A 20,412-nucleotide genomic window follows, 5' to 3' on the forward strand; every position below is an offset into this window, starting at 1 on the left:
TTCCTTTTTGGCAAATAAAGAGTCTTTAGTTTTTATTTGGCCAAAACAATAAAATTTTACTTTTAAATAGAAGAATAATTATGAAAGAGCAAACAGAGTTTAGAGAACCAGGCGAATTACCCGAAGAAGTTTGGATAGCTATTTTATCATGGCTTGATCCCGAGGAGTTGATAGACAGCGTGCAATTGGTGAGTAAATTGTTTTATAACCTAGCGAATGATGCTTCCATTTGGAAACGTTTATTCCTATTGTTTTTTCCCGACGAAGTCCCTGAGCCCTTTCCTGCGGTTTTCGATTGGAAAAAGGAGTTTAATTATCTCTATGTAGAACATTATGGTGCTTTAAAAACGGAATTACGGAAGTTAATTTTCCCAATTATCGCTGGTAATACTGAGAAAGTGTGTAAGTCATTGGTTTCTATCGAAGACTTACAAGCCGCTGATTTTATTTTAATTAGAACGGCAGTCCAATTTAAGCAGCAAGCCATTTTAGCTCATTTCCATTCGTTGGTTAGGCAACAACTTCAGCTAGAGGAAGAGCACTTACCTCTTGGTTGGGCTGTATTATTTAATCAAAAAGAAGTTGTTCATTCAATTTTAGCAGCGCAACCCCATTTAATTAACTATAACGCGCTTCAAGGTTTAACGAAACAACCTAAGAAACGGGATAAGAAAACAATAACCGTGCTTGCCGCAGAGGCAGGCCATTTGGAGTTATTAGAAGAATTTCTCAAGCACCCTGGAAATCCAGAAATCAATAATAAGCTTTTGAATATCTACCATTCGATTATTCGATCTAGGCAGATATCGGTGTTTAAATGGTTCACGGATTTTATAAGTCATAATGAAGAAATATTTCCACACGTGGTTAAAATTGATACTGGTTTTCTTGCCTGCAAATATAATGCTAGTACTATCTTCAAAGCATCAATTAATCCCCTACATCAAGAAATGATTTATTGGGAAAAAGAGTTAAAACGACTTACTCCTGAACCTAATTTATCATCTAAGAAAAAAGTAGATTTTGTTGCGATACAACAGAGAACAAAAGTATTAGTTCCCCAACTCCCAGAATTAGATCCTTTAAAGAAAGAATTTGATGAAATAGAACTTCCTATGCTTCATGAGCGACAAGAAGCTATTTTAAAGCTAGCGAAGAAAACAGACGATGACGAACTTAAAAAGCTCATCGCGCCTTGGGCTTATGATTTACAGAGAGATAAATTAGAGTCATTAATGAAAGCTTCAATGTATAGTGCATCAACGAATGGCCAGATTAATGTCATAAGATATGCTTTGGATAATAAATTATTTGATATCAATGACCCGTTATCGGACAGGGGAGATACTCTCTTATATCAGGCAACTGTTTCTAATAAAGACAAACTAGTTCAATTTTTATTAGCTTATGGAGCTAATCCTGAATCAGCACTTGCTTTATTAATCGCCTTAAGAGAAAGTCCATCAGAACCTGAAGACCATTCTGAATTGATAGATTTATTTTTAGCTACTCTTAAAGAGAGAAAGCAAACACTCAGCAGTTTTCGATTAATGGAAACAGTTGTTACCCACAATAAAATTGACCTACTTGAGTTCTTATTAACTGTAGACCCTCATAGTATCCATCTCGTTAATCAGTATAATCATACACCTCTTTGTTCAGCTATTGTTGCGAAAAGCAATGAGTGCGTAAGATTTCTATTAGCTAGTGGTGCTGAGATCAATTTAGAGGTATTAAATGCTGCCATTAGTGTAAACGATAGCAAGTTAGTGCAAGATTTATTAGAGCGTGCAGGTGCTAATGCATCAGAACTAGTCAATGCTCTCTATTGTAAACTGATTGAATCCTCAATATCTCGTAAGTTAGTTCCTGAGCCAATTATTAAGTCATTAAAAAATCCAGAGATGCAAAAGCTTTTACTCCCTTATCTCAATAGAGAAAAGACGATTTGTAATATGTTAGAACAAACACCTGATCTCATTGCTCTTAGAAATGCACTTGATTGTAATGATCTGCTGCTAAGATTTCCTCCAATTGCCAAAGAAAAGGTATTAGCCTTCGTTCAGACGCTACGTCCAAAGCAAAACCTAATGGCTACAGAGCTGCAAATTGAAATTGAATTAGAGAAAAAATTAAGGGAAACAGCCATTCATGGCGATGATTTAGAGCTCACGATTGCAACTTTGAAAATACAAATTAAGGCAATGGGCTTAAGAAGAGGGCAGAATGCACGCTGGAAAAAAACTGACAGCGAAGATTTTTCTATGGCTGTCTCCTTAAAATTACCGAGTGACTTAGCAAAATTAAACGCTTATTTGCGCTTAGCCAGCTTATGGAAGGGACAATCAAATAAAATAAGCCAATTAAAAAATCAATTGAAGGAGCTTTATTCTCAAGCTTACTTAGAAGGGAAAAAAGAGCAATTTGAAGCGAGATCATCGTCCAAACGAAAACCCGAATCTAAACAGCCGGGAGAAAAAACTGCTAAAAGAAGCAGGCTGACTGAAGCAGAAGAAGTTAGGGTTGAAACGTCGGAAGCTGAGCAATTATCAGATAATCGAAAAGGAAACTCTACAGATGAAAATGAACCTCCACAAGATAGGGGATTGTTTGCCTCTGAAAGTAATATATCCTCTTTGAATCGCCTGGGGATGTTTGGAAATAGAAACCTAGCGGTCGAGACTAACAGATCTACAGCAAGTACTAGTACAACAAGTAGGAGTGAAGCTGCTGCAGAAGAAGGGCAAGCAGTATACTCACCTAGCTTTTTTGTGGTGTCGGAGCACAATTCTCAACCTAACGAGGATATGGATTTCACGCTAGAAGAAGATAGCCAAAGCAAAATTTTTTATAATTCGAACAGCTTCATCGGATAGCGAAAGATACTTTCCTATTGCTAGACGACAATACAATAACAATGCTTGCCGCAGAGACAGGCCCTTTGGACTTCTTGCAAGAGCTTTTGAATCATCCAGGTAAGGAAATAACCTTTCTATCATTTACGATTGACTAGGGTCTGTTGACATTTCAGGGGACAGACCCTAATAAAATCAGGTTTATATTAGCATTTGCAAGTGGGGGACATTGTTTTATCTTTGCATTGCTGATAACCAGTTACTTTATTGCATTGAGCAACTCCGCCATGGCGTGCGCAGCATCTTGAGGATTTAGTCGACGTTTGTTTTCTTAGCGATTTTGCCGAATTGCTGGTAGCTGATTTAGAAGAACTTGCAGATTTGGGGGTGATAGTTGCCGATTTAAGCGATTTAGTAGAGTTGGACGTTTTGGCTTTTCCACATGAGCAAGTGGGAGAAGTTGTACCGTCATTGCATTTTTGGTAGTTGGTAGACGCATTGCAACCCGCAACGCCGCCATGATTTGCACAACAACCTGCTTTAGCATAAGTTTCATTCAGCAAGAAAGTCAGCAAGAAAATAATAAGAATGAGTTGACCAATGATATTGATTTTTAAATAAGAGTTAATTGGCTTCATTTGCGGAATTCCCTATCCAAAATGTTAACCTAATAAATATATCATTTTTAATTAGCCTAGCAATAGCCTAAGAGCATTTAATTCACACAAGAGGGTTTAGAGCAATTAACTTTTTGCACAATGACTGTTTTTTGAACCACCATCTTGCGATTCCACCAGCCCCCGCCCAGCGCTTGAAATAAGGCTACCGTATCAACAAATCGATTGGCTTGATTTTGGACTAGCGTAATGCGTGCTTGCTGATAGTTTTGTTCTGCGTTAAGTACTTCCAGGTAACCCACCTCTCCCTCTTTCCACAGTGTTTGAGCAATGTAAAGGCTTTTGCGGGTTGCTTTCACTGCCTTTTCGGCTGCTTTTAAATTGATTGCATCAAATTGAATCGCTTTTAAGGTGTCGGCAACATTTTGAAAAGCCGATAAGACAACCGAACGATATTGGGCATCCGCTTCTTCAAAAGCGGCGACGGCAGCACGCTGTCTGTGCTTGAGCAGACCGGCCGCCAAGATGGTTTGAGCGACGTTTCCAGTTAAGGCATAAAAAAGAGTGTTCGTACTAAATAGCGTACCCGGATTTAAGGCGGCTGAGCCCCCTAACGCCGTTAATACAATATTAGGGAACCGTTGAGCAATAGCAACACCAATGAGGGCACTGGCTGCATGGATTTGAGCTTCAGCGGCCCGAATGTCAGGACGTTGTTCGACTAAAGTAGAAGGCAGACTGAGAGGTAGCTCACGAGGTAAATAAAGTTTATTGAGATCAAACTTAAGCATTATTTCACTGGGATAGTGTCCGCAGAGTACGGCAATTAAATGATGTTGTTGGGCAAGTTGATTTTGTAAGGGGGGTAAACTGGTTTCTAATAGTGCTAAGGCGGCCTCTTGGGCAGCAACACCTTGTAAACCAATCTCTCCGGTATTATGTTCGATGCGCAATAAGCGAAGTTGTTTTTTTCCAATAGCAATACTGCGGATTGTTGCTTGAATTTGCGCATGTAAAGAAGCTTCTTGGATGGCTGCCATCACAATATTTGAGGTGATGGTTAAAGCGAGTGCTTCTCGTTGAAATACCGCTGTTGCTACTTGGGCTTCCAGAGATTCTACTTGCCGGCGATTTAAACCAAACACATCCGGCGAGTAAGAAACAGTCAATTGTGGCGTAATTAAAGTATAAAAAAATGCATTAGTGGCGACAACTGGTGTTAAGGTGTGTGCTGTTTCCTGACGGGTTACGTTAAGATTCGCATCCAGTCTGGGCCAAAAGTAAGCGCGTTGTGCCAAAGCCGTTTCTTGGGCGATCTTTAGTCCTGCATCAGCCGCTTTTAAATCTGGATTAACACGCAGTGCTTCTTTAATCAGTTGATTGAGCGGCGCCGAATGGAAAATCGTCCACCACTCAGCGGGGATATCTTTGCCAGTAATAAAAGACTGACTTTTTCCCGCGGTGGTGGGGGCTGAGGCAGTACGTGCGGGTATAGGTTCAGTCGTATAGCGAGTGACTGTAGGTGGGGGTGGACGCAGAAAATCAGGTCCACATCCACTGAGTAAGCTTACTAAGGCAGTGAGAAAGAAAAATATTGATTTTGGTAAACCGAGCTTAGACTTTTTAATTCGCTTTGCCCTGATCATCGTTTTTCCTTATCCTGCAAATTAGCTGCTTTTTTTGCTTTGCGTGCAAGGAATCGTTCTTCGATTAAATAATATAAGGCGGGTAATAAAATTAAGGTCAATGCGGTTGCTGTAATTAATCCACCGACAATAACAGTCGCTAAAGGACGCTGTACGTCAGATCCTAGACCATGAGCCGAAGCTGCTGGAATCATACCGACTGCTGCCACGGTCGCGGTCATTAACACAGGCCGCATACGTTCTTTGGCACCATGGATAACCGCTTCTTTTAAACTACCTATTTCAGGTTGTCGTTGCCAGCGATTAAGGTTGGAAATCATGATAATGGCATTAAGAACAGCTACACCAAACAAAGCAATAAAACCGACAGCGCTGGACACGTTGAAAGTCATCCCCCGCATAAGTAGAGCAATTAATCCACCAAGCATCGCAAGAGGTACTGCTAAAAGAATCAACCCTGGATGGCGTAAATTTCCAAACTGAGAGAATAATAGAACAAACATCAAACCAAGTAACATGGGAATAATAATCGCAAGACGCGCCTGCGCTCTTTGCTGGTTTTCTAATTGTCCACCCCAAGCTATTTCGTAGCGTGTATGATCGTAATGCAAGTCCTTCTCAAGCCGTTTTTTACCTTCCTCAGCAAAGGATCCTAGATCGCGTCCACGAAGATTTAAGCGAACTGTTAGCTGACGTCTACTCATTTCGCGAGTAATGGTCGTTTGCCCTTCAACAAATTTAATTTTGGCTAATTGAGCCAAGGCGACGTGAGCGCCATTTGCTGCAGTCAAGAGAAGATTGCCAATTGCCTCAGGGTTGTTGCGAATAGTGGGAAGAAATCTTGCAGTCACATCGTAACTGCGATCCTCAATATAAATACGCGTTATAGGATTACCACCTATTCCTGTTTGAATCACATCCATAATATCGGAAATATTGATACCTAGACGTGCGATGGCTTGACGATCAACATCAATACGTAGTTCAGTCATCGGTGGCTCTTGATCAATGATCACATCTTGGGCCCCGGGTATCGTTTTTAAAATGTGCACGACGTTATTGGCAATCTTGCGTACACCTATAAGGTTATTACCAAAAATTTTTACCACTAAGTCGCTATGTGCTCCAGCTACTTTATCCAATACCCCATCAATCATTGGTTGCGAGAAGGCGACATGGACTCCTGCTAATTCCATATATCGATCTGAAAGATGTTTGATAAGCTCCTGCTTTGTCCAACCTGACTCCCAGGTGTTATAGGGATGTAGTGTAATGGCACATTCGATATGAGAAGGCGTAAACGAATCAGTCCCCTCGTCATTGCGGCCTACCTGGGAGACTATATGATTCACTTCAGGGAATTCCAAAGTCGCTTTGCGTATCTGATTTGCCATCTCTGTGGCTTTATCGAGTGAAATTCCCGCAGGGAGAGTAACCCCTAACCAAATTGATCCTTCATCAAGATAAGGTAAGAAATCGCGACCAATGGAGATACCTAGAAGGGTGACTAATACCAAAGTCATCGCGAAAAGACTAAGGACTAATTTGGTGCGACCAAGGAGGCGACGCAGTAAAGATTCATAACGCGGCAATAACCAGGTGAGAATTCTATTTTTGTATATTTTCACTGGATTATGATAAGACCAATAAGCTAGTCCAGGAACAAGCGTTAATGCCACTAATAAAGCGCCAATTAAAGCAAAACCAACAGCGAAAGCCATGGGTGAAAATAATTTGTATTCGATTTGTTGAAAGGCAAAAAGAACGGAATAAGCAGTAATAATTACTAGGATGCCAAAGAAAATAGGCTGTGTGACTTGCAGGCTAGACTTTAATACCTCTTCTTCGGTTAAAACAGCCTCTTCATTTGCTTCTCGCCGCCGCAAAATATTTTCCAAGACCACAATTGCACCATCGACGATAATACCAAAATCAATTGCGCCTAATGAAAGTAGGTTGGCGGGAATATTGAAGTTATACATCAAAATAAAGGCAATTAATAATGAAATTGGAATGGTAATCGCAACGATTGCTGCAGCACGTAGGCTGCCAAGAAAAAATAACAGAACAAGCGTAACCAGGGTCATTCCATCAAATAAGGTCTTACCGACAGTATGGACGGTCGCATGAACAAGATCACTGCGATTAAGGTAGGGAACCACTCTCACATCTTTAGGTAAGATTTTATTATTGAGCTCATCAATTGCTGTTTGAACACCGTTCATAACTCGTGAGGGATTTTCCTTTTTAAGTAACTGTACAATCCCTTGAATCACATCGGGATTGTTGTCTTTCCCTACAATTCCTCGTCGCTGCTTATTTCCTAGAGTGATTGTACCGAGATCCTTGAGAAAAATAGGCACGCCACTATTTTGAGCAATTTGGATATTGGCAAAATCTTTCAAGCTGTGAATTAAACCAACACCTCTCACGACAATGCCTTGTTCACCACGAACCATAATACTTCCCCCGGCATTGGCATTGTTGGCATTGATGGTTTGAATGATTTGTCCAAGTGAAAGGTTATATTTCGATAATTTGATGGGGTCAAATTCCAGCAAGAATTGCGTGGTTACGCCACCAAAATTGGTAACATCAGTCACTCCTGTCACTTGTTTGAGTTTGGGAATGACTTTCCAGAATTGAAGTTCTGATAATTCACGGAGGGTACGTGTTTTAGAGTCCAGTGTGTAACGATAGATTTCACCGATCGGTGAGGTGAGCGGATCGAGTCCGGCTTGTGCATTATAAGGCAGAGTGACGTTATTAATACGCTCCAACAAACGTTGCCGCGACCAATAATCATCGGAGCCATCCTGAAATACGACGGTAATTAAAGACAGACCAAAAGTACTTCGCGAACGCATCACACTAACCGCAGGAGTTCCCATAATTTCCCGTTCCAAAGGAATGGTAATTTGCTGTTCCACTTCTTCCGCAGCCAGCCCATTCACTTGGGTAATTACTTGCGAAGTGGTCGGTGCAATATCGGGATAAGCTTCGAGTGGAATTTGTTTCCAGCAGTAATAGCCATAAAAGCTAATAAAAACAAAGACAAGAATGACAATACCACGACGATGGAAACATTGGGTAACGAGACTTTCAATCATTAAGTATGATTCCCCCTTTAACAACCACTCGTTCGTTAGCTTTCAGTCCTGAAAGCACTTCAACTTTCTCATTAAACTGTGGACCTAGCTCGAGTAAACGGGGTTCAAATTGCCAAGGGGCTACTTCAACAAAAACGATGCTATCAAATCCTCGTTGAATGATTGTTGTTAATGGAAGAACAACGCGATTATGGGGCTGACTCAGAAAACTCGCTTTACCAAACATATTGGGTTTCAATAATCCTTGCTTATTGTCAAAAAGCATACGTACGCTGACAGTACGCGTGTCGGGATTGAGCAAAGCGCCGATATATTGGATCTTCGAGCGAAAATGTTGCGAGTAAGCATCCAAAACGACATCAACATCTTGACCCACATAAAGATGTCGCAGATCTTTTTCTTGAGCGCTTGCTTTGACGTAAACTTGCGATAAATCAGCCACGGTCATGATGGGTGCTGTAATATCATTCCAAAAACCACCTAGTGCGGCATTGAGATCAACGACGCGCCCAGAAAGAGGTGAGCGAACAATTAACCTATTTTCTTTAATATCCGTATTTTCTACATTGAGTGCTTTTAAGCGAGCATTAGCGCGTTCAAGCTCAGAGATCGCTTGTAGATTATCACTTTGCGCTTGTTGCAGATCGCGCCGCGCGTTGATATTGGATAAACTAAGTCTTTGTTGACGCTTTAGGTTTTCTTGATTAAAAGTCAAACTGGCTTGCGCTCTTGAAACATCACTGAGTGCTTGAGCGAGATCTGGAGAATCAATTGTAAATAAAATATCTCCAGCTTTGACGGGATCACCTAAGTGTTTATTGAGAGTCGTGATTCGTCCTGCGAGGGGCGGCAATACTTTAACTAAAGTAGCTGGATCGGCCTCTACAATGGCTGGAAGAGTAAACGGAGAAATAACTAATTGTTCTACTACTGGTTTAATAATAATAAATTGTCGTAGAGGTGAGTGCTCAGGAATAACTAAGCGTCCACCGATGTGGAGTATGGGCGGTGTTTGTTGGACCGGCTTATTCTTTTTACTGTAGGTAATAAGGATTAACCAGAAAACAAGCATTGCAACTATTAGGGTTAATAGGCCCCAAAAAATGTGCTTGAAAATTAAGGATTTAGGTATCAAGTAGATCTACTCCTTAGATCCTGGCTAAGGACTGATTTTATCTGGATTATTTAAGATAAATCAAATTCATCCGCGTAATATTTTTGCGAAAGTTGAAAAAAAATAATCAATGAGAACAAATTTAGACAAAATGGGTTTGATCCGGGCTACAATCTTGCTAAACCTACGAACCCTCCGCTTTCGCGGGGGTCCATAGCGATGATTAAGCTTTTAAATTCGCCTCTTCAAGACAAAATTGCTACTCTTGTTTTACAACCTACAAGTCTATGATCAAGAAAAAGAAAGCTCATCCTTTTCTTCCTTATTTCCTTTTTCTAAAACATCGATCTCTTCATTCATTTTTGAGTCTGTTGGACTAGGCTGAGACTCTGTCTTGGGACTGCCAAACAATCGTAAACGCCAAGAATAGTCAGAAGATCGGGAATTAAGTTTTTTAGTTTTTTCCTCAGAGGTGGGCGCGTTATCTGTTGGAATACTAACAGGCATTACCATTGTATTATCTTCAGCGACAAGCAACTCATTTTGCTCTGGCGAAGCTTTTTTCTCAGAACGTTCTTGTTTTTGTCTTTTATTAGTCTCTTTCTCAGGCTTAGAATGGCTTCTTGATTTCCTTTTGCCTGATGCTGGTTTTTCTGCTTCTGCTTTTTCTAGTTTCTCCTTAGATTTTTTCCGCGGTTTTTCATCTTCAGCGTCCGGTAGAGGCTTCCGCTTTTTTGTTTCCTTTTCAATTTTAGCTTTTTGGGCTTTAGAAACGCCTTCTTTATAAGCCTCTTCATAACGATTCTCAAGACTAGCACTTTGTGCGGGATCAGTTAAAAGTAAATTCTGGAAAGCACTTAATCCAAGCAAGTCCTGAGGAAATTTTATTTTTGCAGGCTGTTGAGTGTGATTATTCCCATAGCGCAGGCCTTTTGATAGCCCGGTAGCGATAACCTGTTGCTTTAATACTTCAAAGCTTTTTTGTTCGCTACTTATTTCTGCTGTTTCTAATTTTTTCTCTAAATCAATTTCAATTTTTAGAACGTCTGTAATTCGTTTTCGATCTTGCATTTCCGCAAAATTGAAAAAAACTTGTTTTTTAATTGGAGGGCGTTTTAGCACATGATCATTAAAATGGATGATGTTTCTTATATGCATTAGAGAAGCTTTCTGAATGATCATTTCGTAAAGAATTTCTTGTAGATCAACATGAGGCAGCAAAAGTTTTTGCATCTCTGAATTTCTAGGGAGAAGATAAACTATAGGTAGTTTTGTGTGTGGATCTAGTAAATTAGCCAAATCCCTGACGGGAGCTCCAGGTCGCTCAAATATTTTTTGTACACTCGATGTTTTTTGGTTGCCAACAAATAAGCGGAATTCATTAGCACTAATGTCGACCAATGGATCTTTGAGCAAGAATTCTACGCAAAGGTTGCTGTCCCACAAAGTACTATCCCGATTATATCCTCCAAAGACAACTTTTATTCTATCGGAGAGGATGTTTTTATACACTTCGTCGCCCTTTTCGATAGTTAATGCCCGCAGCTTTCTAAGTAAGGGAACATTATCAGCCTCGATGGTAGCGTTTAATGCGCTCTTAAAATCAACCGCTTGGCTTTCTAGCATGAATCTTATAAGATTTATCTGGCCATATTGTGCAGCATGGCGCAGTACTTCGGGTACTATGATCCTAAATCGTCTAGAACTTTTGTTCCAATCAAAACCTGAGGCTTGATCAATATCTCCATGCTCGTAATCTGGTGAAACAAGGGTTAGAAATAGATCCCGACTCCCATTTTTCGCGACGTAAGGGGCAAGTAACCTATTTTTAGATGAGTTTGGACGGCGGAGTAGATCCTGAAAAAGCCGAACATGGCCTATTTCGGCGGCAAGCATGGTAATTGTTCTTCCTTGATGCTCGGACCAATCAATAGCAGTTGGCGTATGCTCCAAATTTAAACGAATTGTTTCTCTTTGATTACATAAGGCTGCCCAAAAAAACAGAAAGACTTCCTGCTGATTTCTTATTTCCGGCGTTAGTGCTCCCAAGTCTTCTCGCGAGCGCATCGTTTCAGTGAATACAAGAGAATAAAAATAATCTAAAGCAGTCTGATTATTTGCTCGAGCTGCAGTTTTTAGTAAGAGAAAATTATCGACCAGTAAGTCTCGGCTGGATATTTCGCATGATTTCAGTGCATCCAGATCGCCTCTTATAATTAAACTAATCAGTTTTTTTGTCCTTCGATTAGCTGAGCCGTATTGCTCAAGGTAATGAGTTTTAAATGTTTCTTTCCAGCTAATACCATCAGCTGCCTCGTCAGGTTGCTCCTCAGGGAAAAAGTTTATAAATAAATTTTTCCATATATAATCATCTTGTGATACTTGATCCAGCATGTGATCTACCTTTTGTATGTTGACAAGAGAGGTAGAGTCAGTAAGAGCGAGGATTGAGAGCCAAACTTCAGTAGGTAAGGAGGGAACTTGTTTCAAAGTATAGTTATTAATTTGTCGAGGGCGACGGCCTTCCTGTATATCCAGCGTAATTTCAAGCTGATAGCCTGCCTGCCATAATTTATCGAGAGCAGAGCGTAGGTAATTTTTGTATTTATCATAATCACTTTGGTCATTGTTTAAAACAATTAATTGATTGGCATGTGCTTCTGATTGGTCTAAATAGCTGAGTATAGGCATCTTTAATGACTCATCTTCTAGGGTATCGTTAATTAGCTGCCGTAAGTAATCTAATCGATTGATAAAATCTTGCCAGTAAGCCGGTGGTAAGACTCTTTTCACTGCGGGTTCAAACTCTTTCTCTAAACTTTTAAAATTGTCTATAACATGGCGCAGTTTTAATTGCTGCAAAAACTGAGAGAAAACGCTCGAATTAGAGCGCTCAAATTCCGGGGGGGTGTTAATCAGTTGTTCTTCTATTAAATAGTCGAGAATAGCTAGCTGATTATAATAGGCAGCACGATAAGCGAGTTTGTTTACTATATGGCTAAAGGCTATTTTCGCTGCTGCTTCGTCTGGAGCTTTTCCAGTTTCTTTTTGCAGCATATTGCGATACATGGACAAAAGGATTTTAAATAATTCGAGATTTTTATCATCATAAGAAGCGAGATAAAGGACTTTAATAAAAGTATAAGCAGCTTCTCCTGCAAGGTTCTTATAATAGAGTTGTTCTTCTGTTGATTTTTGAGGATTAATGCGCTGCTGGTGATGAAAGTCGATGTAGCTAAGTAAACTCTCAATACAGTCTAGGCGATTATTTTTAACCATATAATTCGCTAGAGTATTGCCTTTGATATCACGTTGAGAAAAATTATAGTTTTTATCGTATAAGAGTACCTCAAAAAGTTCTAAGTGACCTATTTCCACGGCTAACATAGCTGGCGTACGGTTTTGCAAATCGATGCATAAGGAATTGCCCCCTTCATTTAAATGAACTTTTATCGTTTCAATTTGATTGCATAAAGCAGCCCAATGGAACCAGGGAATCCTAGAACAATCCTCTATGGCAATGGAATAATAGAAATCCAGGATTTTTTGTTTTTTTGCCGCTGCTTTAATGAGTGCAAAATCATTAGCTTCAAGCTCTTGAATTGTGGGTGGAACTAACCTAAGCCGTTGAAGTTCATTTAATTCAACATCAGCTTGAGTTGAAGATTGATCTGCTAGGGCAGAATTCGGTAAGGCAGCAAAAGGAGTGTTTAAAAAACTCTCATCAACCGCTGGATTTATTGCTATGTCATTACTAGAATGATTCTTTTGGTCACTAAAATTCTCTGTACTCTTCTCTTTCATTCGCTTCTCATTGGTAAAAAATTGAATAATTTACCATTATGAGCAAATAAAGAACATAGAAACTTTATATTTTTAAAAAAAATAGTTTGCAATTGAAACCCCGGTTGCAAGCAACCGAGGATTTATATAGAGAGGAGATTATACTAAGGTAAAGCCTTCGTTATTATCATCAGGTTTTTGATCGTCATTATTACCTGATTTTTGGGGGGCCTGCTCATCGAAATCACTGCTGTCTTTGGGTTTTGTACTCTGGCCAGCCGCTGTTTTTGAACTGCTCCAAAAACGGGAAAAGCCCCAATCTGAATTTGTTGAACTAGTTGATTGATTTTTTTCTACCGGTTCTTCCTTTTCTTTTTTCGAACTATCAGTGGGTTCTTGTGTCAAATACGCATATAGCGGCCGAAGGAGTAGATCTCCAGGTCGATAAGACTGAACAGGAGCAGAAGTACTAGAAGTACTAGTCTCATCCAGTTCTACTTCCTGGGTAAGATACTCATAAGCAGGTCTAAGAAGAAAATCGCCAAATTGATAACCTTTTTTGGACTCTAATTCAGATTTTAGATCTAAGACGGGAAGTTCCGAATTGACTTTTTCAATTGAGCCTTTAATCAATATTAGAAGCTCTTCAATCCGTTGAATTTCTTCAAAGGTCAATCTACTTGGATCCTCTGGGGTCAAATCATTGTTAAGCTTAATAATTGCTATTACCAGTAACTGATAACGAGGGCCTCGTTGAATAATTTGAATAAGAATACTCGCTAAATCTGATTGTTTAGCATTGGCCTTAGGGTCTGCAAGGTATAGTTCAATATCTTTGAAAGCTTCAGGATGCTCGCGTACCTCTTTGAGGTAGGTGGGATAAAGTTCCGAATAAATAGGGTAAATAGTAAAAAATACTTTGATTAACTGAGTTCTTTGTTGGCGTAATTTAGCTAACTCACTTGGGTCAAGATCAGTACGAATTGACTCTGTGACATTTTGAAGAAGTTTTGTAGAAACATCTTTTAGCTGAGGAAGTAGGCCTCTTAATTTGATTAGAAAATCATTATGTTTGGCTGTTTTACCATAGGAAGAGAAATAATTATCAAGAATATCTAAAGAACGGTAAAAGGTTCTTTCAGTATCAATTATCTCTTGGATGACTCGATTTTGAGATAGGTTGCGTTGAGGTAAGTCTTGATTTAATTGTTCATGAGAGGATTCAATGCTACTTTGAGATGAGGACGTTGTAGTGTCTAATTCTTTTTCTTTCTCAATCATTTCCTTTATTTGTTCTGATGCTAACATGAATACTCCTAAAATATCAAATAGTAAATAATTTGATCATTTTACCCGACAAAAATTAAGGCAAGCTTAAGAGTAGTGAGTTAGTTGATTTTGGGGGAATGAGTAGCAATTACTTGATAATATTGCCCCTTCATAATTGGCCACTTGCTTTGCCCTCCACTTTCGCGGAGGGTGATGGAAAATCTGTCGCAGAAGGGGCGGCGGTCAACCTACCATTCAACGCTGAGAATTTGAAGACTAAGCACCTACAGCTGGGTTTTCTAAACCTAACTCTTTAGCACAATCATCAACGTAGGCTTCTCCTTGCGTGTGTGTAACGAAAAATAAAGGATTTCGTTTACCTGTAACCACGGTGTAAGCTAGTTCAAAGGCAAAACCTAAAACTAACGCACTGCTTTTAAAGAAACGAGTCCAAGGTCCGTCACGATGAATTTTTAAAGCATCATTCGCACGTAAAAGCGCTTCACCGAAAGCTTGCACTCGCTCACTAGGAAGTGGACGTTCGTTTGTATCTTGCAAGATTGATTTTAAATTGATCACCAACTCTAATTTAGTAATTATTTTATCATAAACCTCTTTATCTGATTCAAATAAAGGTTGTAGGAGCTCAGGAAGAGTACCATCAGGATTTAATCTCAACTCAGGTTGATATTTTTGTGCTTGTTGAAGCAAATGAGTCAAGTAATTATTAGTAAATGGCAACAATTTTGTTTGGATTAAAACAATCTTTTCAGCTTCTTCCTGGCTCTGTAGTTTTTCAATTAACTCTTTATCTTTTTGAGTGTCAGAACTCAAAAGGACCCATTGTCCTACAAGACGTCCTATTTCCTCAGCTTGGCTTTGAACGGTTTCTTTTAATGAGCGGATTTCTTCACTATTCTCGCCTGATAAGCGCTCTAATCTTTGATTTAGCGCCTTGTTTTGTTCCGTGGCTTTACCTATCTTATCTTCTAGCTTAGAGATTGTTTCTTGTTGAGCACTCGATGAGTGTTCAAACCGTTGTGCTTCTTGCTCCTTTTGTTCACGGATTTCCCCTATCTGCTTCTCTAAAGCACGAGTTTTTTCCAGATGATCTTGTGCTTTTCTCACCATTTGAGATTCTTGATTTTCGATAACGGATTGCTGAGCTTTTTCTTTTTCTAATAGTTTTGTATTTTGCTGTTTTAGCTCATCAAGGAGTTGCTCTTGCTTTAGAATCTCCCTTTTCAAATCTTCGAGTTCGGGTGAAGGAGCACCAAGCTTGATGGCTTCTTGCTTGATTAAATTAAAAAAGGCTTCACCAACACAATCTGGTTTTTGCCGCAGATCAATCGTTCTTTCCTTTAATAAAATCCCTCCGGCTTTGACCAAGGTGTCAATACGGAAATTAAGTTGCTCTAGATCAATATCTATTTTTTCTTTAGAAACTAATCTCTGTTGTGCAGGATAGTCTTTCTTTAAGGTTTTCGCTAAATCATATAAACGCTCGAGATTGATTAAATAAGTCTCATCAGAGGCTTGGTGTATGTCAAAACAAGGTTGTAAGAGCTCAGATTGTTTACTGGAAATAAAGGCTTGGATTACTTCAAGCTTTTCTTCAGAGACCTCTCCTAGAGAAGCAATGGACTCACTCAATACTTTTTGAATATCCTCTATACTCCTAATTCGAGAGGATTCTATCCTTAATAGGTATTCTTTTACCTGAGTAAGTTCCTCAGGAGTATCGTTATCGGGCTCTGGTAGTTTAATTACAAACTCATGAAATACCGTGTAAAAATGTTCAGGAGGATTCAATAAATGCTCTATCTGAGCCTTTAAAGCATCCGTTTGTTGAATAATGGATGCATAGTGCGTTTCAATAGTGTGTTTAAATCCTGTCTGAATTAAGTCATCGAATTGATTAATAATCAATTCGTATTCTTTTGGAAAGTCTGCTTGTTTTGCTATTTCTTCTTTTACCCTTTGTATAATGCGAAACGGTTCTTCGATGACATTGCGTAAAGCTTCATCTTCCTCGCTACTAAGATTGTTACGCAAATATTTTTGACTCAGAGTTTCTATTAAAACAGCTAGGCCGTTAAAGAAAATTTTGCGTCCTGCTTCTTCTTGGAGGAGATTCAGTAATCCTTGACCGTCGAAGGACGAGCTAGAAGCGCGAGAGGATTCTTTAGAGGAATTGAACATTCTCGCAATGGTGTCTTTTAACGTTTCTGTAGTGGCGTGTATCATTCCAGCTAATGAATTTTCAAACTTTTCAAAATTTACGAACCCACGCAAATACAATAAGGCATGCTCTTGGTTGATAAAATCTTGATGAAGAGTAGGCACCGCAGCTTCCATAGGCATATGGTTATGTCCATGTAAATGAACAAAGCGTTGCTTGTCTTTAGCATACTGAGCACCAAGACGAGCATAAGAACCTTCTTGGAACCAGATAAAGGCATGAATGTTTTCTAGAACAGCATTGTAATGAGTTAATAACTTTTCGTTGCGTTTGGATTGATTCTGGTTAAGAAAATCATTTAATACCCCATCCAGTTGCTCATGCTTAAGCCTTACTTCATGACAGTTTTCTTGACTGAATCGATCCCCAGTACAACGATTCAAGAAATCAAATAACTTACATAAAACTAAATCTTGAACTGTTGTTGTATCGCGCTGTACGATGGATTCTGGAACCTCTACACCTTGCTGATTATAGCGATTACCACTTGCACTACCATGATGTCCTGGTATGGGGAGCGGTTGCATGCCTTCGGGAATAACTGGGCTGAAGCAGCAGGTTCTTTCATGTAGCTTAATTAGTAATTCGTAATCGTCGCATTGAGGGCGTTCATAAAATCTTGGACTAGACCAACGCAGGAATTTTAAATAATACTTACTGCCTCCTGGGACAGGGTCAATAAGAAAAGGATTGAGCTTCAAATTTTCTAATTTTGCTAATAGCGCTTTACGCTGTTCAGGTGTTTCATTAGCTTCTTTAAACGCAGGGTTGCCAGTTATTGCTCTGGCGATGCCAGTGTTATCTTCTGTTGTAGGAGCCTGGCATAGGATTTGATAGAGGGATAAGTCCGTTTCCTTTAATGCTTTAATAATTCGTGCTCTTTCGCTTAGCACCATGAGAGCTGTAACAGCACCACGGCTATGTGCTGCAATTTGCAAGGTTTCCTTACCACTGGCTGCTGCGCGCAATAATAAAAACACGCCTTGCGCTACACGCTCACCGACCTCGGAGCCTAAAGTAGTAGGGCCATTGACCACATCGACTGAGGGGGAGGTATAAGAAAGTGGCTCCTTCGGGGCACCCATTTCTGCCTCTTCGCCTAATAGCTGAACGATAGCCTGCGCGGAGTAGGATAGTGTTTCACCTCTTTCATAACACTTTTGATCCGCTTCGGTAAGACCAGGTAAGCCTTTAGTCGGCAGCTGAGTAAAGACAGTATCTGTTCCTAATAGGAATAGAAAATGGTCTTTTTCTTGAGAGGGTCGCTCTTCCAATAATGAAAAAATATCATTTAAATTGATTGGCTTAGCCATCTAGTACTCCAGGATAAATCGTTTTAATCTTCCCTGAAGCTTAATTGTCTTCGATGACAGTATAAATATGCTTTAAATATGTACGATTATAAGCAGCTAAATGATGAGAGATCAATATATTTTTACACAAATGTATTTATTTTTGATCATCAAGCTCAGGAGGGTGTCAATAATCGAATTGTTCATAGTTTGTATTGATCTACCAGCATAGAGCTGCTGGTAGATCTAATATTTGTCTGTTTAAGTAGGAATACTTTTGTTTTTAAAGCACCCACTACTGTTAAGGCCCTAACCTTGGCGCTGCTGATTTCTCAGCTTCCCTTGCTTTTGCTTTAAGGTCTTGAAGTTCGGCTTTTAATTTTCCAGTGTTATTACCTTTTATAAAAGCTTCTCGTTCTTCAGCTCCCTTTTGGAATTTACTTTTTGCAAATTGCAGGCGTTTAGGGTCATCTGTAAACAACTTGTCATCAACCTTGGCTTTCTTTGCTTTTTCATCATAATCGCTTGAATAGAGGGACTCGCCATTCACTTTAATATTGATCTTGTCGGGAGGAAAACCGGCTATAATTGCTGACTCAAACGCTTTTTTTGCAATTTCTTTAGCTCGCTTTGGATCGGTATCATTAATTTGGAAAGTAATCGTATCTGAACCCCGGGCTTTAAGTTCTTCGGCAATAGAGGTTAACGTTACATAAATCCTGTGGTCCGTTGTATACCAGCGATTGAATTCTGTACTAAGAGAGAATTCAGCGCCCTCACCACCAGCCTGGAGTGTTGTGCCTGTGATACTGACATGGGTTGTTAGTTTCGTGGGATCTATATGCTTCAATCGATCCGATCCTTTTATGCCGGAGTGCATAGAAAGCGTAGGATCTTTCTTTTCTGCCTCTGCTGCCATCCGATCAATTTCTTCCTTCATCGCCTTATTTGATAAATATCGATGGCCCAGGAAACTGATCCGCCAATATTCTTGCTCTGCTTTTTTGAATAATTGATTTGCATTATCTTCAAGCCCTTTTTTAAACTCATCCAATTTTTCGTCTTGGGATTTTTTTAAATCTGCGGTCATTTGAGTTTTAATTGCTTGAAGTTCAGCATCGCTACAACCCAATGCAGTTTTCATTTGAGTTTTAAAATCATCTTTTTCAAAAAGCTTAGATAAATTATCTCGTTCAAGTGTTTGCTGGGCTTGTATGGCATTAACGGCTGTATTTTTAGCTTCGAGCATATAGGAAGCAGCATCGCCAAGTGAATATTTACCTGCAAGTAATAAGTCATTTAAATTAGTTAAATCAGTATTAAAATCTTTTTTTGCGTCCTTGTAATTGTCAGATTGTTCCAATGCCGTGGTAATTGATTGTGCGGCAGTAGTTGCGTCCGGCGTTCCAACAGTTTTCAGTTTTTCACTCAGTTTTTTACCGTCAGGTGCCTTAACTTCGGAAAAACTCTCGACAGCGCTCATTCGGCTACTATCATAATTATTGAAACTGTTAGTACTCGCTAAACCCCCACTATCTTTGAGACTGCGAATAAAATGTTCGTAGACCTTCTTTTTTTCTTGAGTTTTAATCGCAGAAAGATCGGTTTGTACTTTAGTAACCATGGTTCACCATCTAATAGAATTGCATGCATAAAAAAAGTATAACAGTAAATTCTTAACTCAAAATTAACGAGCTAATCACCACGCCGGGGTTGCCGAATCACCAAAAAGCGCGTTTGCTTTATTTTTTACTTCTGGTGAATTCATTGCCTTAACAAACTCCTCAAGTTGTGGTTTTTTGCTGCCGTTACGACGAATCACAATCAGATTTGCATAGGGAGAATCTTTTCCTTCAACAAAAATTGCATCACGAGTTGGGCTAAGTCCAGCAGGAATAGCAAAGGTCGTATTGATTACTGCCGCATCGACATCCGCAAGGATACGAGGTAGCTGTGCGGCATCTAATTCTTTAATCACTAAGTGCTTAGGATTTTTAGAAATATCTGCAATAGAGACACTATTTTCACTCTTTAAATCAATTAAACCTGCTTTTTGTAGTAGCAATAATGCGCGAGCTTCATTGCTTGGGTCATTAGGTATGGCAATAGTTCCGTGCTCAGGTAATTGGGCTAAGGTTTTAATTTTGCTTGAATAAATACCTGTAGGATAAACAAACGTTTTGCCGATTGCTTCTAAGTCATAGCCATGAGCTTTCATAGCAGCTTGTAAATAAGGTAAATGCTGATAGACATTGGCGTCTAAGCTACCATCTTGAAGGGCTTCATTGGGTAAATTATAGTCATTAAATTCAACAATTTTGATGGTCAATCCATATTGTTTTTGGGCGACGTCTTTGGCGACTTCAACTAAGTCAGTTTCAGGACCTGCAATGGTTCCTATGGTTAAGGTATTAGGTGAAGGCTTATTGCAAGCCACTAAACCAATAAGTAAAACAAGTACAGAAAAAATACGCATAAAGCTCT

The 20,412-nt window shown here is 39.5% G+C and carries 10 protein-coding genes; 1 reads left to right on the top strand and 9 read right to left on the bottom strand.

The window, feature by feature from the left end; genetic code table 11:
- The first annotated feature begins 80 nt into the window (after window positions 1–80).
- Window positions 81–2,876: an F-box-like domain-containing protein gene (locus Ldro_RS05990; protein ID WP_058495493.1), complete on the top strand. Its 2,796-nt coding sequence runs from the start codon at window positions 81–83 to the stop codon at window positions 2,874–2,876.
- A gap of 185 nt (window positions 2,877–3,061) precedes the next feature.
- On the opposite strand, the gene Ldro_RS05995 is transcribed toward Ldro_RS05990, so the two are convergent.
- The 9 genes from Ldro_RS05995 to Ldro_RS06035 form a co-directional block, all read right to left on the bottom strand.
- Window positions 3,062–3,493, bottom strand: coding sequence for a hypothetical protein (locus tag Ldro_RS05995; protein WP_058495494.1), 432 nt, complete (start codon window positions 3,491–3,493; stop codon window positions 3,062–3,064).
- 77 nt (window positions 3,494–3,570) lie between these two features.
- Entirely contained in the window at window positions 3,571–5,118 is a 1,548-nt protein-coding gene (locus tag Ldro_RS06000; protein WP_083497907.1) for an efflux transporter outer membrane subunit, read from the bottom strand.
- A complete protein-coding gene (locus Ldro_RS06005; protein WP_058495495.1) occupies window positions 5,115–8,228 on the bottom strand; it encodes an efflux RND transporter permease subunit in 3,114 nt (1,037 codons plus the stop codon). Before Ldro_RS06005 ends, Ldro_RS06000 begins: the two co-directional genes overlap by 4 nt.
- Entirely contained in the window at window positions 8,221–9,300 is a 1,080-nt protein-coding gene (locus Ldro_RS06010; RefSeq protein ID WP_065235915.1) for an efflux RND transporter periplasmic adaptor subunit, read from the bottom strand. Before Ldro_RS06010 ends, Ldro_RS06005 begins: the two co-directional genes overlap by 8 nt.
- A gap of 333 nt (window positions 9,301–9,633) precedes the next feature.
- On the bottom strand, window positions 9,634–13,146 hold the full coding sequence (locus tag Ldro_RS06015) for an ankyrin repeat domain-containing protein (RefSeq protein WP_058495497.1): 3,513 nt from the start codon (window positions 13,144–13,146) through the stop codon (window positions 9,634–9,636).
- Between the two features lie 138 nt (window positions 13,147–13,284).
- Complete coding sequence (locus tag Ldro_RS06020) at window positions 13,285–14,433, bottom strand: RhoGEF domain-containing protein (protein ID WP_058495498.1); 1,149 nt, start codon at window positions 14,431–14,433, stop codon at window positions 13,285–13,287.
- A 237-nt stretch (window positions 14,434–14,670) separates the two neighbouring features.
- Complete coding sequence (locus Ldro_RS06025) at window positions 14,671–17,949, bottom strand: hypothetical protein (protein ID WP_058495499.1); 3,279 nt, start codon at window positions 17,947–17,949, stop codon at window positions 14,671–14,673.
- 280 nt (window positions 17,950–18,229) lie between these two features.
- Window positions 18,230–19,552, bottom strand: a complete 1,323-nt coding sequence (locus Ldro_RS06030; RefSeq protein WP_058495500.1) for a hypothetical protein — start codon at window positions 19,550–19,552, stop codon at window positions 18,230–18,232.
- A gap of 75 nt (window positions 19,553–19,627) precedes the next feature.
- Window positions 19,628–20,404, bottom strand: a complete 777-nt coding sequence (locus tag Ldro_RS06035) for a MetQ/NlpA family ABC transporter substrate-binding protein (RefSeq protein WP_065235905.1) — start codon at window positions 20,402–20,404, stop codon at window positions 19,628–19,630.
- Window positions 20,405–20,412: the final 8 nt, after the last annotated feature.

It is taken from the genome of Legionella drozanskii LLAP-1 (assembly GCF_001467585.1).
In the GTDB taxonomy this organism is placed as follows: Bacteria; Pseudomonadota; Gammaproteobacteria; order Legionellales; family Legionellaceae; genus Tatlockia; species Tatlockia drozanskii.